14 protein-coding genes and 1 tRNA gene are annotated in these 15713 nt (G+C 71.7%); 11 read left to right on the top strand and 4 right to left on the bottom strand.

From position 1 onward, the window contains the following. Nucleotides 1-7 precede the first annotated feature (7 nt). The 3 genes from ACFZP7_RS13225 to glmS all read left to right on the top strand — a co-directional run bounded on the left by ACFZP7_RS13225 (nucleotide 8) and on the right by glmS (nucleotide 3074). Complete coding sequence (locus tag ACFZP7_RS13225; RefSeq protein WP_046249533.1) at nucleotides 8-889, top strand: DUF4429 domain-containing protein; 882 nt, start codon at nucleotides 8-10, stop codon at nucleotides 887-889. Between the two features lie 76 nt (nucleotides 890-965). Continuing rightward, a complete protein-coding gene (locus ACFZP7_RS13230; protein WP_029393286.1) occupies nucleotides 966-1223 on the top strand; it encodes a hypothetical protein in 258 nt (85 codons plus the stop codon). Nucleotides 1224-1256: 33 nt separating this feature from the next. After that, nucleotides 1257-3074, top strand: a complete 1818-nt coding sequence (glmS, locus tag ACFZP7_RS13235) for a glutamine--fructose-6-phosphate transaminase (isomerizing) (RefSeq protein WP_030969611.1) — start codon at nucleotides 1257-1259, stop codon at nucleotides 3072-3074. A 73-nt stretch (nucleotides 3075-3147) separates the two neighbouring features. Here glmS and ACFZP7_RS13240 read toward each other — a convergent pair whose 3' ends face one another. Beyond that, nucleotides 3148-3675 (bottom strand): universal stress protein, encoded by a 528-nt coding sequence (locus tag ACFZP7_RS13240; RefSeq protein WP_019325548.1) that lies wholly within the window; start codon nucleotides 3673-3675, stop codon nucleotides 3148-3150. A 302-nt stretch (nucleotides 3676-3977) separates the two neighbouring features. On the opposite strand from ACFZP7_RS13240, the gene ACFZP7_RS13245 reads away from it, so the two are divergent. The 4 genes from ACFZP7_RS13245 to ACFZP7_RS13260 all read left to right on the top strand — a co-directional run bounded on the left by ACFZP7_RS13245 (nucleotide 3978) and on the right by ACFZP7_RS13260 (nucleotide 6917). Continuing rightward, nucleotides 3978-4328, top strand: a complete 351-nt coding sequence (locus ACFZP7_RS13245; protein WP_078855302.1) for a hypothetical protein — start codon at nucleotides 3978-3980, stop codon at nucleotides 4326-4328. Between the two features lie 387 nt (nucleotides 4329-4715). Then, nucleotides 4716-5903: a helix-turn-helix domain-containing protein gene (locus tag ACFZP7_RS13250; RefSeq protein WP_019325550.1), complete on the top strand. Its 1188-nt coding sequence runs from the start codon at nucleotides 4716-4718 to the stop codon at nucleotides 5901-5903. A 197-nt stretch (nucleotides 5904-6100) separates the two neighbouring features. After that, nucleotides 6101-6703, top strand: a complete 603-nt coding sequence (gene orn, locus ACFZP7_RS13255; protein ID WP_031014282.1) for an oligoribonuclease — start codon at nucleotides 6101-6103, stop codon at nucleotides 6701-6703. Between the two features lie 141 nt (nucleotides 6704-6844). Continuing rightward, nucleotides 6845-6917, top strand: a tRNA-His gene (locus tag ACFZP7_RS13260). A gap of 239 nt (nucleotides 6918-7156) precedes the next feature. On the opposite strand, the gene ACFZP7_RS13265 is transcribed toward ACFZP7_RS13260, so the two are convergent. After that, nucleotides 7157-8212 carry a LacI family DNA-binding transcriptional regulator gene (locus ACFZP7_RS13265; protein WP_210901873.1) on the bottom strand — a complete coding sequence of 352 codons (1056 nt, stop codon included), beginning with the start codon at nucleotides 8210-8212 and terminating at the stop codon, nucleotides 7157-7159. A 364-nt stretch (nucleotides 8213-8576) separates the two neighbouring features. Here ACFZP7_RS13265 and ACFZP7_RS13270 point away from each other — a divergent pair, with 364 nt between their 5' ends. From ACFZP7_RS13270 to ACFZP7_RS13285, 4 genes are all read left to right on the top strand, one after another. Then, the gene (locus tag ACFZP7_RS13270) at nucleotides 8577-9902 is read left to right on the top strand and encodes an extracellular solute-binding protein (protein WP_030969620.1); all 1326 of its coding nucleotides are present in this window, start codon (nucleotides 8577-8579) and stop codon (nucleotides 9900-9902) included. A gap of 5 nt (nucleotides 9903-9907) precedes the next feature. Beyond that, nucleotides 9908-10918 carry a carbohydrate ABC transporter permease gene (locus ACFZP7_RS13275; RefSeq protein WP_019325555.1) on the top strand — a complete coding sequence of 337 codons (1011 nt, stop codon included), beginning with the start codon at nucleotides 9908-9910 and terminating at the stop codon, nucleotides 10916-10918. A 12-nt stretch (nucleotides 10919-10930) separates the two neighbouring features. Continuing rightward, a complete protein-coding gene (locus tag ACFZP7_RS13280) occupies nucleotides 10931-11842 on the top strand; it encodes a carbohydrate ABC transporter permease (protein ID WP_019325556.1) in 912 nt (303 codons plus the stop codon). A gap of 133 nt (nucleotides 11843-11975) precedes the next feature. Further along, complete coding sequence (locus tag ACFZP7_RS13285) at nucleotides 11976-13415, top strand: GH1 family beta-glucosidase (protein ID WP_029393290.1); 1440 nt, start codon at nucleotides 11976-11978, stop codon at nucleotides 13413-13415. A gap of 173 nt (nucleotides 13416-13588) precedes the next feature. Here the strand turns inward: ACFZP7_RS13285 and ACFZP7_RS13290 are convergent, their stop codons facing one another. Continuing rightward, nucleotides 13589-14992: a sensor histidine kinase gene (locus tag ACFZP7_RS13290; RefSeq protein WP_385634487.1), complete on the bottom strand. Its 1404-nt coding sequence runs from the start codon at nucleotides 14990-14992 to the stop codon at nucleotides 13589-13591. Further along, a complete protein-coding gene (locus ACFZP7_RS13295) occupies nucleotides 14989-15708 on the bottom strand; it encodes a response regulator transcription factor (RefSeq protein ID WP_031014276.1) in 720 nt (239 codons plus the stop codon). The genes ACFZP7_RS13290 and ACFZP7_RS13295 overlap by 4 nt, the downstream gene beginning before the upstream one ends. Between the last annotated feature and the right edge of the window lie 5 nt (nucleotides 15709-15713).

A 15713-nucleotide genomic window follows, 5' to 3' on the forward strand; every position in this document is an offset into this window, starting at 1 on the left:
TCTCCGCATGGCGGAAATCATCCAGAAGGACGGAACGTGGGTCTTCGACGGCGACACCCTGCGGCTGACACCCGGCCGGGACAAGAACGTCAGCCTGCTGCGCAGGGAACTGGGTGAACTGCTCGTCCCGCTGGGCGCGTTGGCGGGCATATCCTTCGAGCAGGGCAAGAAGCAGGGGCGGCTGCGGCTGCGCCTGCGGGACGGCGCCGACCCGTTGCTGCAGGCGACCGGCGGCCGGCTCACCGAGCCGCACGATCCGTACCAGCTGACCGTGGAGTCCGACCGGTACGGCGTCGCCGAGTACTTCGTGGACGAGGTGCGCAACGCCCTGCTGCTGGATCAGGTCCCCTCCGGCCCGGTGGACGCGTATCTGCTGCCGGGCCCCTCCGTCCCGCTGTCGGTGTCCGCCGGGGACGGCGTCGCGAGCTTCGACGGCGAGCGGGTGCGCCTGGAGTGGAAGTGGCAGGCGGAGGACGCCAAGTCGGCGGCGGGCCCGCGCACCCTCCCCCTGGCGGACATCGTCGCGGTGGAGTGGCAGCCGACGGTCGGCCTGGACAACGGCCATCTGCGCTTCACCGTGCGGGCCGCGCCGAGCAAGGTGCCGCCCAAGTACGACCCGAACGCGGTGGAGCTGTGGGGCTTCAAGCGGGACCCCTTGATGGCGCTGGTGGCCGCGGCCGTCCAGGCCAGGCTCCCGCACCCGTCCGCGCCCGCCGCCGTGGAGGAGGCCCGGCCCGCCGAGCAGGCGCCCGCCCCGGCCCCCGCCGCCGAGGACGACCACGACGCGCTGCTGCGGCGCCTGCGGGAGCTGGGCGAGCTGCACCGCTCGGGGGTGCTGACGGACGAGGAGTTCGCCCTCGCCAAGCAGGCGGTACTGAAGCGGATGTAGGACCGCCCTCACGCGGCCTGCCCGAAATCGGGCAGGATTCTTGCACAAGTGCGTCCCGTACCTCAGGATCTACCGGGTGCACGACGAACTCGTTGATCATCTGACGCGGTCCACCCCCCTCAACCGGGGCGAGGCGCTGCGCGTGATCCAGGACGTGCTCGCCTACTTCGACGAGACGACCGAGGAGTTCGTCCGTCGCCGCCACCGCGAGCTCCAGGCCCAGGGCCTGGTGAACGCGACGATCTTCGAGCGGATCGAGGCGGAACTGAAGTACCGCGCGGTGGCCCCGCCGGAGCTGTCGCTCCGTCAGCTGCGCCGCATCGTCTACGGCTGAGAAGCCGGAGAGAGACACGAGGTCTACGGATACATGTGCGGAATCGTCGGATACATCGGCAAGCGTGACGTGGCGCCCCTCCTCCTGGAGGGCCTCCAGCGCCTGGAGTACCGCGGCTACGACTCGGCGGGCATCGTCGTCACGTCCCCGAAGGCGGCCGGCCTGAAGATGGTCAAGGCCAAGGGCCGGGTCCGCGACCTGGAGGCCAAGGTCCCGGCGCGCTTCAAGGGCACCACCGGCATCGCCCACACCCGCTGGGCCACCCACGGCGCCCCCTCCGACGTGAACGCCCACCCGCACATGTCGGCCGACAACAAGGTCGCCGTGGTCCACAACGGCATCATCGACAACGCCGCCGACCTGCGCCGCAAGCTGGAGGCGGACGGTGTCGAGTTCCTCTCCGAGACCGACACCGAGGTCCTGGTCCACCTCATCGCCCGTTCCGAGGCCGAGAAGCTGGAGGACAAGGTCCGCGAGACCCTGCGGGTGATCGAGGGCACGTACGGCATCGCCGTGATGCACGCCGACTTCCCCGAGCGGATCGTCGTCGCCCGCAACGGCTCGCCGGTCGTCCTCGGCATCGGCGAGAAGGAGATGTTCGTCGCCTCGGACATCGCCGCGCTGGTCGCCCACACCCGGCAGATAGTCACCCTCGACGACGGCGAGATGGCCACCCTCAAGGCCGATGACTTCCGCACCTACACCACCGAGGGCACCCGCACCACCGCCGAGCCCACCACCGTGGAGTGGGAGGCCGCCTCCTACGACATGGGCGGCCACGACACCTACATGCACAAGGAGATCCACGAGCAGGCCGAGGCGGTCGACCGCGTGCTGCGCGGCCGGATCGACGACCGCTTCTCCACCGTGCACCTCGGCGGCCTCAACCTGGACGCCCGCGACGCGCGCGCCGTGCGCCGCGTGAAGATCCTCGGTTGCGGCACCTCGTACCACGCGGGCCAGATCGGCGCCCAGATGATCGAGGAACTGGCCCGCATCCCCGCGGACGCCGAGCCGGCTTCCGAGTTCCGCTACCGCAACGCGGTCGTCGACCCCGACACCCTGTACATCGCCGTCTCCCAGTCCGGTGAGACGTACGACGTGCTGGCCGCCGTGCAGGAGCTGAAGCGCAAGGGCGCCCGCGTCCTCGGCATCGTCAACGTGGTCGGCTCGGCGATCGCCCGCGAGGCCGACGGCGGCATGTACGTGCACGCCGGTCCCGAGGTGTGCGTGGTCTCCACCAAGTGCTTCACCAACACCTGCGTCGCCTTCGCGCTGCTCGCCCTGCACCTGGGCCGCACCCGTGACCTCTCCGTGCGCGACGGCAAGCGGATCATCGAGGGCCTGCGGAAGCTGCCCGCGCAGATCGAGGAGATGCTGAAGCAGGAGGAGGACGTCAAGAAGCTGGCCGCGCAGTACGCCGACGCCCGCTCGATGCTCTTCATCGGCCGCGTGCGGGGCTACCCGGTCGCCCGCGAGGCATCCCTGAAGCTCAAGGAGGTCTCCTACATCCACGCCGAGGCGTACCCGGCCTCCGAGCTGAAGCACGGCCCGCTCGCGCTGATCGAGCCCGCCCTGCCCACGGTCGCGATCGTCCCCGACGACGACCTGCTGGAGAAGAACCGCGCCGCGATGGAGGAGATCAAGGCCCGCAGCGGCCAGATCCTCGCCGTCGCCCACCAGGTGCAGGAGAAGGCCGACCACACCATCGTCGTCCCGAAGAACGAGGACGAGCTGGACCCGATCCTCATGGGCATCCCGCTCCAGCTCCTCGCCTACCACACGGCCCTGGCCCTGGGCCGCGACATCGACAAGCCCCGCAACCTCGCCAAGTCGGTGACGGTGGAGTAGAAGGGCCTTCGACAGGCGGAACGGGACGGCCCCCGCGCGTCATCGACGCGCGGGGGCCGTCCCGTGTCCGACGTCAGGGGATGACCACCACGGGCCGCTGCGCCCGCTTGGCGAGCCGGCCGGCCACCGAGCCGAAGAGCCGGCCCACCAGGCCGTGGCTGGAGCCGACGACGATGGCGTCCGCCTCGTACTCGCGGCCCACCTCCTCCAGCTCGTGGCAGATGTCGCCGCCGCGCTCGACCAGGATCCAGGGAACCTCGGCGAGGTAGTCCGCGCACGCCAGCTCCAGACCCAGCACCTCGGTGCGGTGGTCCGGCACGTCCACGAAGACGGGGGGCTCGCAGCCCGCCCACACCGTGGTCGGCAGGCGGTTGGCGACGTGCACGATGACCAGGCCCGAGCCGAGCCGGCGTGCCATGCCGATCGCGTACGCGAGCGCGCGTTCGCTGGAGGTGGAGCCGTCGAAGCCGACGACGACACCGTGCTTGAAGGCTGGGTCGCACGACTGGCGTGGCTCTTCGGCCGCCAGGGGCTCGGCCGCCGTAGGTTCGGCGACGGGCCGCTTGCGGTCCGCGGGTTCGAAGAATTCGTGACCGGCCATGGCTGTCTCGGCGTTTTTATCCTCTATGGGGGACAACAGTGTGCGGCGGAGCTGTGTCCGGGAATGGTCTTCCCAACCCCATACCCCCAAGGGTACGGCGGCACGCCTCCTTCGCCCAGATCCCGCGTAGGTCCGCCGCGGGGTTCACCGGAGCATGCACGAGGGGGCGCCCGTAACGCAATGGTTGCTGCGCTGTACAGGCGGTTTGCGCGGGATTCAACTGTCCGTGATCCATCGTGACCGACGCGCCGCCCGGACGTTGATCTTCTCGCCACCAGCCCCCAGGGAGCACGGGAGCGCCGATGTCCGGACCGCACCAGCACGCCGAGCCGCCGTCCGCCGTGCCCGGCGGCGGGCCGGCCGTGCCCTGCCGGGACGGCGTCACCGATCTCGTCCGCTGGGCGGCCTTCAGCGTCGTCCTGGTCCCGGTCGTCCTCCTGTACTACGGCACTTCCTTCGCCGGCACCGCCGGCACCGCCCTCGGGCTGGCCGCCGTCACCTGCGCCTGCCGCCTGCTGATGCGCCGCTCCGAACAGGTCGCGGGCCGGGCGGCGGGCCCGGAACACCGGGCGCCCGGAGGGCCCCGGCACCGGGCCGGAGCGCCCGTTCACCGGCCCGGACGGCGCCCCGGGGAAAACACACCGGTCGACTGACCGGTTTCCGCGCACGCGTCCGCATCTTTTCAGCCAACTTCCCCGGGGGGTCTCACCCCTGCCCTCACCACCCCCGATTGCCCGTTCCACCTGCACGGAAAGGGTCTCGGGGGCCTCGCGCACCCTACGTGGATTGGCCACTGCGACAAGGCGCACTTCCCTGGGGCGCCCCGGAGTGCAACGCTTCGTGATCGACTGCTTCACGCCAAGTTGCCATGTCGACAATGTCCCAAGTGCCGAACCGGCCACTCCGGCGCTGTGGGACGCAGTAGATTCGATCTTGACTGTCTACGGCGGGGGACTCGTGCAGGACCGAGGGGAAACGTGTTGGAGCGACAGACCCGAAAGGATCAGGGCGCCGCGACCACCGAGGGGGGCTTAGCGGTTATGAGCCACGACTCCGCCGCCGCGCCGGAAACCGCGACCCGGAAACTCTCCGGGCGACGCCGCAAGGAGATCGTCGCGGTGCTGCTGTTCAGCGGCGGCCCCATCTTCGAGAGTTCCATACCGCTGTCGGTGTTCGGGATCGACCGCCAGGACGCCGGCGTGCCGCGCTACCGCCTGCTGGTGTGCGCCGGCGAGGACGGCCCGCTGCGGACCACGGGGGGCCTGGAACTCACCGCGCCGCAGGGCCTGGAGGCGATCGCGCGCGCGGGCACGGTCGTCGTGCCCGCCTGGCGGTCGATCACCTCACCGCCGCCGGAGGAGGCGCTCGACGCGCTGCGCCGGGCGCACGAGGAAGGCGCCCGCATCGTCGGGCTCTGCACCGGCGCCTTCGTACTGGCGGCGGCGGGCCTGCTCGACGGCCGCCCCGCGACCACGCACTGGATGTACGCGCCGACGCTGGCCAAGCGCTATCCGTCGGTGCACGTCGATCCGCGCGAGCTGTTCGTGGACGACGGCGACGTCCTGACGTCGGCGGGCACCGCGGCCGGCATCGACCTGTGCCTGCACATCGTGCGCACGGACCACGGCAACGAGGCGGCCGGCGCGCTGGCCCGGCGCCTGGTGGTACCGCCGCGCCGCTCGGGCGGCCAGGAGCGCTACCTCGACAGGTCTTTACCGGAGGAGATCGGCGCCGACCCGCTCGCCGAGGTCGTCGCCTGGGCGCTGGAGCACCTGCACGAGCAGTTCGACGTGGAGACGCTGGCGGCCCGCGCGTACATGAGCCGGCGCACCTTCGACCGCCGGTTCCGCTCGCTGACGGGCAGCGCCCCGCTCCAGTGGCTGATCACCCAGCGGGTCCTCCAGGCGCAGCGCCTCCTGGAGACGTCCGACTACTCGGTGGACGAGGTCGCCGGCCGCTGCGGCTTCCGTTCGCCGGTGGCGCTGCGCGGGCACTTCCGCCGCCAGCTGGGCTCCTCGCCGGCCGCGTACCGGGCGGCGTACCGCGCCCGCCGCCCCCAGGGCGACCGCGCGGTGGACCCGGAGCCGTCCGGTGGCCCACGGGCCGGGGCGCCGCCGGAGCCGGCCCCCCTCTCACCGGAGAACGGGGTCCCCTTCCAGACCCGCCGCACCGCGTCACCGATGCCGGCGACGGCCGGGAGCCTGCCGGGGCAGCGCAGCGCACCGTGACCGCGTGAACGCCGGACGGGCGGCTCGGCCCGTCCGGCCACCGCCCCGGACGCCGGCCGGGCGGACCCGGCCGGCCCCTGAGGCGTTCGGCGACGACGCCGTCCGGGCCGGAGCCGGGGGTCCGGTGCGTCAGCCCCGTGACGCCCGCACCGACGCCGGGGGACCGGACGGCGGACGCCGGCCGTAGGGTGGGCCACATGAACGATCGCATGGTGTGGATCGACTGCGAGATGACCGGCCTCTCGCTGTCCGACGACGCGCTCATCGAGGTTGCCGCCCTCGTCACCGACTCCGAGCTGAACGTCCTCGGCGAGGGCGTCGACATCGTCATCCGTCCCCCGGAGCGGGCCCTGGAGACGATGCCGGAAGTGGTGCGTCAGATGCACACCGCGTCCGGTCTGCTGGCCGAGCTGGACGGCGGCACGACGCTCGCGGACGCCGAGGCGCAGGTCATGGCGTATGTGCGGGAGCACGTGAAGGAGCCCGGCAAGGCCCCGCTGTGCGGCAACTCCGTCGGCACCGACCGCGGCTTCCTGCTGCGGGACATGCCCACGCTGGAGGACTACCTCCACTACCGCATCGTCGACGTGTCCTCCATCAAGGAGCTGGCCCGCCGCTGGTACCCGCGGGCGTACTTCAACAGCCCCGAGAAGAACGGCAACCACCGCGCGCTCGCCGACATCCGCGAGTCCATCGCCGAACTGCGCTACTACCGGGAGGCCGTCTTCGTACCGCAGCCCGGCCCCGACTCCGAGACCGCGAAGGCGATCGCCGCCAAGCACGTCCTGCCCGCCGGATAGGGAGCGGGCCCGCCGACAGGGGCGCAGGCCCGGCGGGACGCGGCCTCGGAAAAGGCGTGCGCGAGCACCCCTTCGGACCCTGTACACTTTTTCTCAGCCGGTCGGGAAAACCCGCCTCGCGGGATTCCAGCACCGGCCTTGGTGGGTGTAGCTCAGTTGGTAGAGCACCTGGTTGTGGTCCAGGTGGCCGCGGGTTCAAGTCCCGTCACTCACCCTGACACGTCAGCCGGTGATCCTCGCGAGAGGGTCACCGGCTGACGGCGTTCCGGGCCCGCCCGCCGACCCACACGGCGACCGCGCCGGTCTGCGGCAGCGCGCCCGGCCGACGCCCGGGAGGCCGCGCGGGTGTCCACCCGGGGAGGCGGCCCCGCCCGTCACGTTCCGCCCCGCCCGGCCCGGCACGCTCCGACTCGTCCGGTCCCGTCCAGGCCCGTCCGGTACCGACCTGTCCGGTCAGGACGACGCCCGCTCCACCAGCTCCGTCGCCAGCACCACCTGGTGCCGGTCCAGGCCCCGGGAGGCCGCCGGCCGGCGGTCCGCGATCTCGTTCAGCAGGAGGTCTATCATCGCCCGGCCCATCTCCTCGATGGGCTGGCGCACGCTGGTCAGCGGCGGCTCCATGTGGCGGGCGATGGCCGAGTCGTCGTAGCCGACCAGCGCCACGTCGTCCGGGATGCGCCGGCCCGCCTCGCGCAGCACCTGGCGGGCGCCGGCCGCGGTGACGTCCGAGCCCGCGAAGACCGCGTCCAGGTCGGGGCGGCGGCGCAGCAGTTCCGCCATGGCCCGGCGCCCGCCCTCCTCGGTGAAGTCGCCCGCCTCGATCAGCTGCTCGTCCGCCTCGTGACCGGCGTCGCGCAGGGCCGCCCGGTAGCCGTCCACACGGCGCTGGGCACCGTAGACGTCGAGGCGTCCGGTGATGTGCGCGATGCTGCGCCGCCCGCGGGAGAGCAGGTGCTCGACGGCCGAGCGGGCGCCGCCGAAGTTGTCCGAGTCCACCGACGCCAGCGTCTCCGCGGCCGAGCGCGGACCACTGATCACCGCCGGGATCTCCAGTTGGGACAGCATGTCGGGCAGCGGGTCATCGGCGTGCACGGAGACCAGCAGGACACCGTCCACGCGGTGCGCGGCCAGGTACTGGGCGAGCCGGCGCCGTTCACGGTCGCTGCCCGCGAAGATCAGCAGCAGCTGCATCTCGGTCTCGGACAGTTCCGCGCCGACACCCTTGAGCATGTCCGAGAAGTACGGCTCCGCGAAGAAGCGGGTCTCCGGCTCGGGCACGACCAGCGCGATCGCGTCCGTGCGGTTGGCGGCCAGGGCGCGGGCCGCCGTGTTCGGGACGTAGCCGAGTTCGGCGACCGCCGCCTCGACCGCCGCCCGGGTCGCGTCGCTGACCCGGGGCGAGCCGTTGATCACCCGGGACACCGTGCCGCGACCGACACCCGCCCGCGCCGCCACCTCTTCGAGGGTGGGCCGGCCACCGCTCCGCCCACGCGCTCCGTGGCCTGCCATCGGCTCCGCCTCCCGTCGACACCCCCGCACTCTGCGGCTGGCCTGGAATTTAACAGGCCGGTCGGGTGTAATGACCGGCTCCGGGTCGCCGCCCGCCCAACGGAGGGCTTCCCGCGCCGTTCGCAACGCCCAGTTAACAGGCAGATAACTGAACGCGGTTCGTCGCGTCCGTTCCCTTGACACCCCCGCCCGGAGCCGCGACTCTTCAAGACATCACTTGTGGGAGCGCTCCCACACTACCTGGCACTTACACATCCCGCACGTTCCCCGCCCGAGCCGCAGCGACGAACGAACGACATGAAGCAGCGGGTCCAACCATGCAGTTGGCCGGGGGGTCGGCACGTCAGGGCAACAGGAGGACGCAATGCGAGCAGCACGCAGAGGATCGGCCCGCAAGGCGGTGGTCGTGGCGGCCATCGCGTCGCTGGGCGCCGGGCTGCTGGCCGGCTGTGCCGACGACGGCAAGGACGAGGACAGCTCGTCGTCGGGCGACAGCAGCGGCAAGACCACCCTCACCCTCGGCCTGTTCGGCACCATGGGCTTCAAGGAGGCCGGGCTCTACGAGGAGTACGAGAAGCTCAACCCCGACATCAACATCGAGGAGACGGTCACCGAGCGGAACGAGAACTACTACCCCGCTCTGGTCAACCACCTCACCACCGAGAGCGGCCTCCAGGACGTCCAGGCCATCGAAGTCGGCAACATCGCCGAGGTCGTCGAGACCCAGGCCGACAAGTTCGTGGACCTGTCCAAGGTCGAGGGGGTGCAGGCCGGCAACTGGCTGGACTGGAAGTGGAAGCAGGGCGTCACCAAGGACGGCAAGGCGGTCGGCCTCGGCACCGACATCGGCCCGATGGCCATCTGCTACCGCAAGGACCTCTTCGAGAAGGCCGGTCTGCCGACCGACCGCGACGAGGTCAGCGCGCTGTGGGCGGGCGACTGGAACAAGTTCATCGAGGCCGGCGAGAAGTACAAGAAGGGTGCCGGCAAGGACACCTACTTCATGGACTCGCCCGGCGGCCTGATCAACGCCATCCTCAGCAGTGAGGAGGAGAAGTTCTACGACGCCTCCGGCAAGGTCGTCTACAAGACCAACCCCGCCGTCAAGAAGGCGTTCGACCTGACGGCCGAGGCGGCCGAGAAGGACCTGGTCCAGGCGCAGACCCAGTTCCAGCCGTCCTGGGAGCAGACCATCTCCAACAACCTCTTCGCCACCGTGGCCTGCCCGCCGTGGATGCTGGGCACCATCAAGGGCAAGTCCCAGCCGGACGCGGCCGGCAAGTGGGACGTGGCCGCGGCGCCGAAGTCCGGCAACTGGGGCGGTTCCTTCCTGGGCGTGCCCAAGAGCGGCAAGAACGTCGAGGAGGCGCAGAAGTTCGTCGCCTGGCTGACCGCGCCGGAGCAGCAGGCCAAGCTCTTCGCCGTGCAGGGCAGCTTCCCGAGCGCGCCGGCCGCGTACAAGCTGCCGCAGGTGACGGGCGCCAAGAACGAGATGACCGGTGACTCGCCGATCGGTGAGATCTTCGCCAAGGCCGCCGAGACCATCCCGGCCCAGGTGATCGGCCCGAAGGACCAGATCATCCAGCAGGGTCTGACCGACAACGGCGTCATCCTCGTCACCCAGGGCAAGTCGCCCGAGGAGGCCTGGGAGAACGCCACCAAGACCATCGACAACAACCTGGAGAAGTGACCGGAATGACCACCCGGCACGACACCGCCGCGCCCCCCTCGAAGGGGGGCGCGGCCCCGGGCCGAGGGCCCGGTGACGCGGTCTCCCCCGAGACGGCGAAGAAGCGGGCCCGGCTCTCCCGCCGCTGGCAGCGGGATCTGCGCTGGAGCCCGTACGCGTTCGTCTCCCCGTTCTTCCTGCTGTTCGCCGCCTTCGGCCTGTTCCCGCTCCTCTACACCGGCTGGGCCTCGCTGCACACGGTGGAGCTGACGGCGCCCACCGACATGGAGTGGGCGGGCCTGGACAACTTCACCAGGATCTTCGACGACGAGTTCTTCTGGAACGCGGCGAAGAACACGCTGACCATCGGCATCATCTCCACGGTCCCGCAGCTGCTGATGGCGATGGGCCTCGCGCACATCCTCAACTACAAGCTGCGCGGCTCCACGTTCTACCGCGTCGTGATGCTCGCGCCGTACGCCACCTCGATCGCCGCCGCCTCGCTGGTCTTCGTGCTGCTCTTCGGCCGCGACTACGGCATGATCAACTGGTTCCTCGACCTGATCGGTCTGGACAAGATCGACTGGCAGAGCGACAAGTGGCCGTCCCAGATAGCCGTCTCGTCGATCGTCATCTGGCGCTGGACCGGCTACAACGCGCTGATCTACCTGGCGGCGATGCAGGCGATCCCGCAGGACCTCTACGAGTCGGCGGCGCTGGACGGTGCCAGCCGGTGGCGGCAGTTCATCCACGTCACGCTGCCCCAGCTGCGGCCCACGATCCTCTTCACGGTCGTCGTGTCGACCATCGGCGCCTCGCAGCTGTTCGGCGAGCCGCTGCTGTTCGACGCCAACAAGGGCGCCTCCGGCGGCTCCCAGCACCAGTTCCAGACGCTCGGCCTGTATCTGTACGAGCAGGGCTGGGTCAACCAGCACCTGGGCCGCGCCTCGGCGATCGCCTGGACGATGTTCCTCATCCTCATCGTGATCGGGATCATCAACTACGTCATCTCGCGCCGGCTGCGCGCCAGTAGTTAAGGAGAACCGGCCGTGACGACGACCCTGACCAAACCCCCGGCCGAGCCGGTGCCCGAGCCGCCCCGGCGGGGCCGCCGCGGGCCCAAGTCGGCCCGTGCCGGCGGGCAGATGCACGCCGGCCCCGTCGCGTACATCATCCTCGCCCTGTTCACCGTCGGCTCGCTCTTCCCGCTGGTGTGGACGGCGATCGCCGCCTCCCGCGACAACCAGCGCCTGGCGCAGACGCCGCCGCCGTTCTGGTTCGGCGGGAACCTCTTCGACAAGATCGAGATCGCCTGGACCGACGCCAACATGGGCGAGGCGATCCTCAACACCACGATCGTGGCGGGGATCTCGGCGGTCACCGTCGTCTTCCTGTCGACGATCGCCGGCTTCGCCTTCGCCAAGCTGAAGTTCCGGGGCCGCAACGCGCTGATGCTGATCGTGGTCGGCACGATGATGATCCCGCCGCAGCTCAGCATCATCCCGCTGTACATGATGGTGGCCAAGCTGGACTGGACCGACCAGCTCCAGGCGGTGATCTTCCCGTCGCTGGTCAGCGCGTTCGGCGTGTTCTTCATGCGCCAGTACCTGCTCCAGGCGCTGCCCGACGAGATCATCGAGGCCGCCCGCGTGGACGGGGCCAGCAGTTGGCGCGTGGTGTGGCACGTGGTGTTCCCGGCGGCCCGGCCCGCGATGGCCGTCCTCGGCATGCTGATCTTCGTGCAGGTGTGGAACGACTTCCTGTGGCCGTTCCTGGTGCTGACGCAGAACGGCAACCCGACCGTGCAGGTGGCGGTGGCGGGCCTCGGCCGCGGCTTCACCCCGGACCAGGCCCTGATCATGGGCGGCGCGCTGCTCGGCACCCTCCCCCTGCTGCTGGTCTTCGCGATCTTCGGCAAGCAGATCGTGGGCGGCATCATGCAGGGCGCCGTCAAGGGCTGACGCCGGCCGCCGAGAGCCGGCACCGCCCCGGGGGCCGGGCCACCGCCGTCCCGGCCCCGCCTTCCCCCCTCGTACTTCCACGCGTCGGTCTTCCGGCCCGACGCCCCGCCTGACCCCTTATGGGAGCGCTTCCATGCTTGAGTCCGCAACGCCGGTGACCCCGGTGACCTTCCCCCCCGCCTTCCTCTGGGGCGCCGCCACCTCGGCGTACCAGATCGAGGGCGCGGTGCGGGAGGACGGCCGCACCCCCTCGATCTGGGACACCTTCAGCCACACCCCGGGGAAGACGGCCGGCGGCGACACCGGTGACATCGCCGTCGACCACTACCACCGCTACCGCGACGACGTGGCGCTGATGAAGGAGCTGGGGCTGGGCGCCTACCGCTTCTCCGTCTCCTGGCCCCGGGTGCAGCCCACCGGCCGGGGGCCCGCGGTCCAGCGCGGCCTGGACTTCTACCGGCGTCTGGTGGACGAGCTGCTGGCCGCCGGGATCAAGCCGGCCGTCACCCTCTACCACTGGGACCTGCCGCAGGAGCTGGAGGACGCGGGCGGCTGGCCGGAGCGGGAGACGGCGTACCGCTTCGCCGAGTACGCGCAGATCGTCGGCGAGGCGCTCGGCGACCGCGTGGAGCAGTGGATCACGCTCAACGAGCCGTGGTGCGCGGCCTTCCTCGGCTACGCCTCCGGCGTGCACGCCCCCGGCCGCACCGACCCGGCCGCCGCGCTGCGCGCCGCGCACCACCTCAACCTGGCCCACGGCCTGGGCACGGTGGCCCTGCGTTCGGTGATGCCGGCCCGCAACTCGGTGGCGATCAGCCTCAACACCTCCGTCGTGCGGCCGCTGTCGCAGACCCCGGCGGACCTGGCCGCCGCACGGAAGATCGACGACCTGTCCGGCGGCATCTTCCACGGCCCGATCCTGCACGGCGCCTACCCGCAGACCCTGCTGGAGGCGACGGCGTCCGTCACCGACTGGTCGTACGTCCAGGACGGCGACCTGGGGCAGATCCGCCAGCCGATCGACGCGATCTGCCTCAACTACTACACGCCCACCGTGGTCTCGGCCGCCGACGCCGACTCGCGCGCCCCGCGCGCCGACGGGCACGGCGAGAGCGCCCACTCCCCCTGGCCCGCCGCGGACGACGTGGCCTTCCACCAGCCGCCGGGCGAGCGTACGGAGATGGGCTGGAGCGTGGACCCGACCGGCCTGCACGAGCTGATCATGCGCTACCACCGGGAGGCACCGGGCGTGCCGCTGTACATCAGCGAGAACGGCGCCGCCTACGACGACAAGCCGGGCGCCGACGGCACGGTGCACGACCCGGAGCGGGTCGCCTACCTGGACGGTCACCTCAGGGCGGTCCGCCGGGCCATCGCGGACGGCGCCGACGTGCGCGGCTACTACCTGTGGTCCCTGCTGGACAACTTCGAGTGGGCCTACGGCTACGAGAAGCGGTTCGGCGCCGTGTACGTCGACTACGCCTCCCAGCAGCGCACGCCCAAGTCGAGCGCCCTGTGGTACGGGCGGGCGGCCCGCACGGGGACGCTGCCGGCGGTGGAGTCGGCCGAGTAGGCCACCGCCCTCGGGGACGGAGACGGGGCGCGGCATTCCACGGGGGGATGCCGCGCCCCGCTCGTGCGTGTGCGCCGGGCCGGTGGTGGGCGGCGGGGTACGGCAGCACGCCGGCGAGCGCGCAACGGGCGAAGTGCCTGATCCGGGCGGGAGTCGACGCTCTCAGGGTGCGCTCAAGGGAGGGACCGGGGCCGATTGACGGAGGAGATCAGCCGGGGGCCGCGGCGGCGCCGGACGCTCCCCCGGTGTCCGCGTCGCCGCTCCGGCGCCCGCCCGTCCAGCTGGATCCAGATCCGCACCTCGGTGCCGCCCAGCACGGAGGAGCCGATCCGCACGTCACCGCCGGTGGACTCCGCCAGCCGGCGCACGATGTCCAGGCCGAGTCCGGTCGACCCGTCGCTGCCCGAGCCCCGGCCGCGGGCCATCGCGGCCTCCGGGTCGGGGATGCCGGGGCCCGCGTCCGACACGAGGACGATCACCGCGTCCTCGCCGTTGTGCAGGTCGACCGCGAAGGCCGTGCCCTCGGCGGTGTGCCGGAACACGTTGCCCAGCAGGGCGTCCAGGGCGGCCGCCAGGTCGGCGCGGGCCACGGGGATGCGCACCGGGCGGTCGGCGCCGGCCACCCGCCACTTGCGGCCCTCGTCCTCGGCGAGCGCGGACCAGAACCCCATCCGTTCCCGGACCACTTCGGCCGCGTCGCACCCGGCGCCGGGTCCGGCCGCGGCGGTCCGCGGTCTGGCGTCCCGGGCGGTGCGGATGATCGTGTCGACCTCGCGCTCCAACTGCTCGACGGCGGACCGGGTCTGGTCGGCGGCCGGCCCGTCGCCGAGCGAGGCCGCGTTGAGCCGCAGCACGGTCAGCGGGGTGCGCAGACGGTGGGAGAGGTCGGCGGCCAGCTCCCGTTCGTTGGCCAGCAGCTGGACCACCTGGTCGGCCATGGAGTTGAAGGCGACCGCGGCGAGGCGCAGTTCCTTCGGCCCCTCCTCCGGCACCCGTGCGCCGAGCTTGCCCTCCCCCAGTTCGTGCGCGCCCTCGGCCAGGCGCTGCGCGGGCTGCACCATCCGTACGCCCAGCCGGTCGGCGACCGCGACCGAGCCGACGATCAGGGCGGCGCCGACGGCGGCGAGCACCGCCCAGGCCGTGCCGACGCCGTTGGTGACCTCGGACTCGGGGACGTACACCTCGACGACGGCGATCTCCCCGGAGCTGAGCGCGACCGGCTGGAGCAGGGTGGACCCGCCCTCGACCTCGGTGGTGGAGGCGCGGCCCATCGCGCGCACGGCGGCGATGTCCTCGTCGGTGGCGCGCCGCCGACCGATGTCGGCACCGCCGTTCCCGCCGGCGGGCAGGTGGACGGAGATCCCGGCGTCCGAGCCCGCGGAGGCGACGACGCGTTCCAGCTGGTCCCGGTCGGTGGTGATGGACAACGCGGGGGCGACGGCGGCGGCCTCGCGCTCGGCGTTGGAGAAGGCGCGGTCCCGGGCCATCTCGCGGATCACCAGTCCGAGCGGCACCGCGAAGGCGACCACCACCATCGCGGTGACCGCCAGCGACACCTTGACCAGGGCCCATCTCATCGCGGCGGCTCCGCGCCGGGGGACGGGACGGCGGGCGGCTCCAGCTTCACGCCGACACCGCGCAGGGTGTGCAGATAGCGGGGCCGGGCCGCGGTCTCGCCCAGCTTGCGCCGCAGCCAGGACAGATGGACGTCGATGGTCTGGTCGTCCCCGTAGGACTGCTGCCAGACCTCGGCGAGCAGCTCCTTGCGGGCCACGACGACGCCCGGCCGGCCGGCCAGGAAGGCGAGCAGGTCGAACTCCCGGCGGGTCAGGTCGAGCCGCCGGCCGTCCAACTCGGCCTGGCGGCGCAGGGGGTCGACGGTGAGGCCGCCGACGCGGATGACGGTCTCCGGCGCCGCCTCCGCGGGACCGGAGCGGGCCCGGCGCAGCACGGCCGCCATCCGGGCCGACAGGTGCTCCACCGAGAAGGGCTTGGTCAGGTAGTCGTCCGCCCCCGCGTTCAACAGCCGTACCACCTCCGCCTCGTCGTCCCGGGCGGTGGCGACGATCACGGGCACGTCGGTGATGCCGCGCAGCATCTTCAGCGCCTCGGAACCGTCCAGGTCGGGCAGTCCGAGGTCCAGGATCACCACGTCGAAGCGGAAATGGGCGACCTCGCGCAGCGCCTCCAGTGCCGTACCGACGCTGCGCACGGTGTGCGAGGCGTCGGTCAGGTGCCGGATGAGCGCCGAGCGTACGAACTGGTCGTCCTCGACCACGAGCACACTTGCCATGGGCG

It is taken from the genome of Streptomyces sp. SudanB5_2050, from assembly GCF_964272335.1.
In the GTDB taxonomy this organism is placed as follows: Bacteria; Actinomycetota; Actinomycetes; order Streptomycetales; family Streptomycetaceae; genus Streptomyces; species Streptomyces rochei.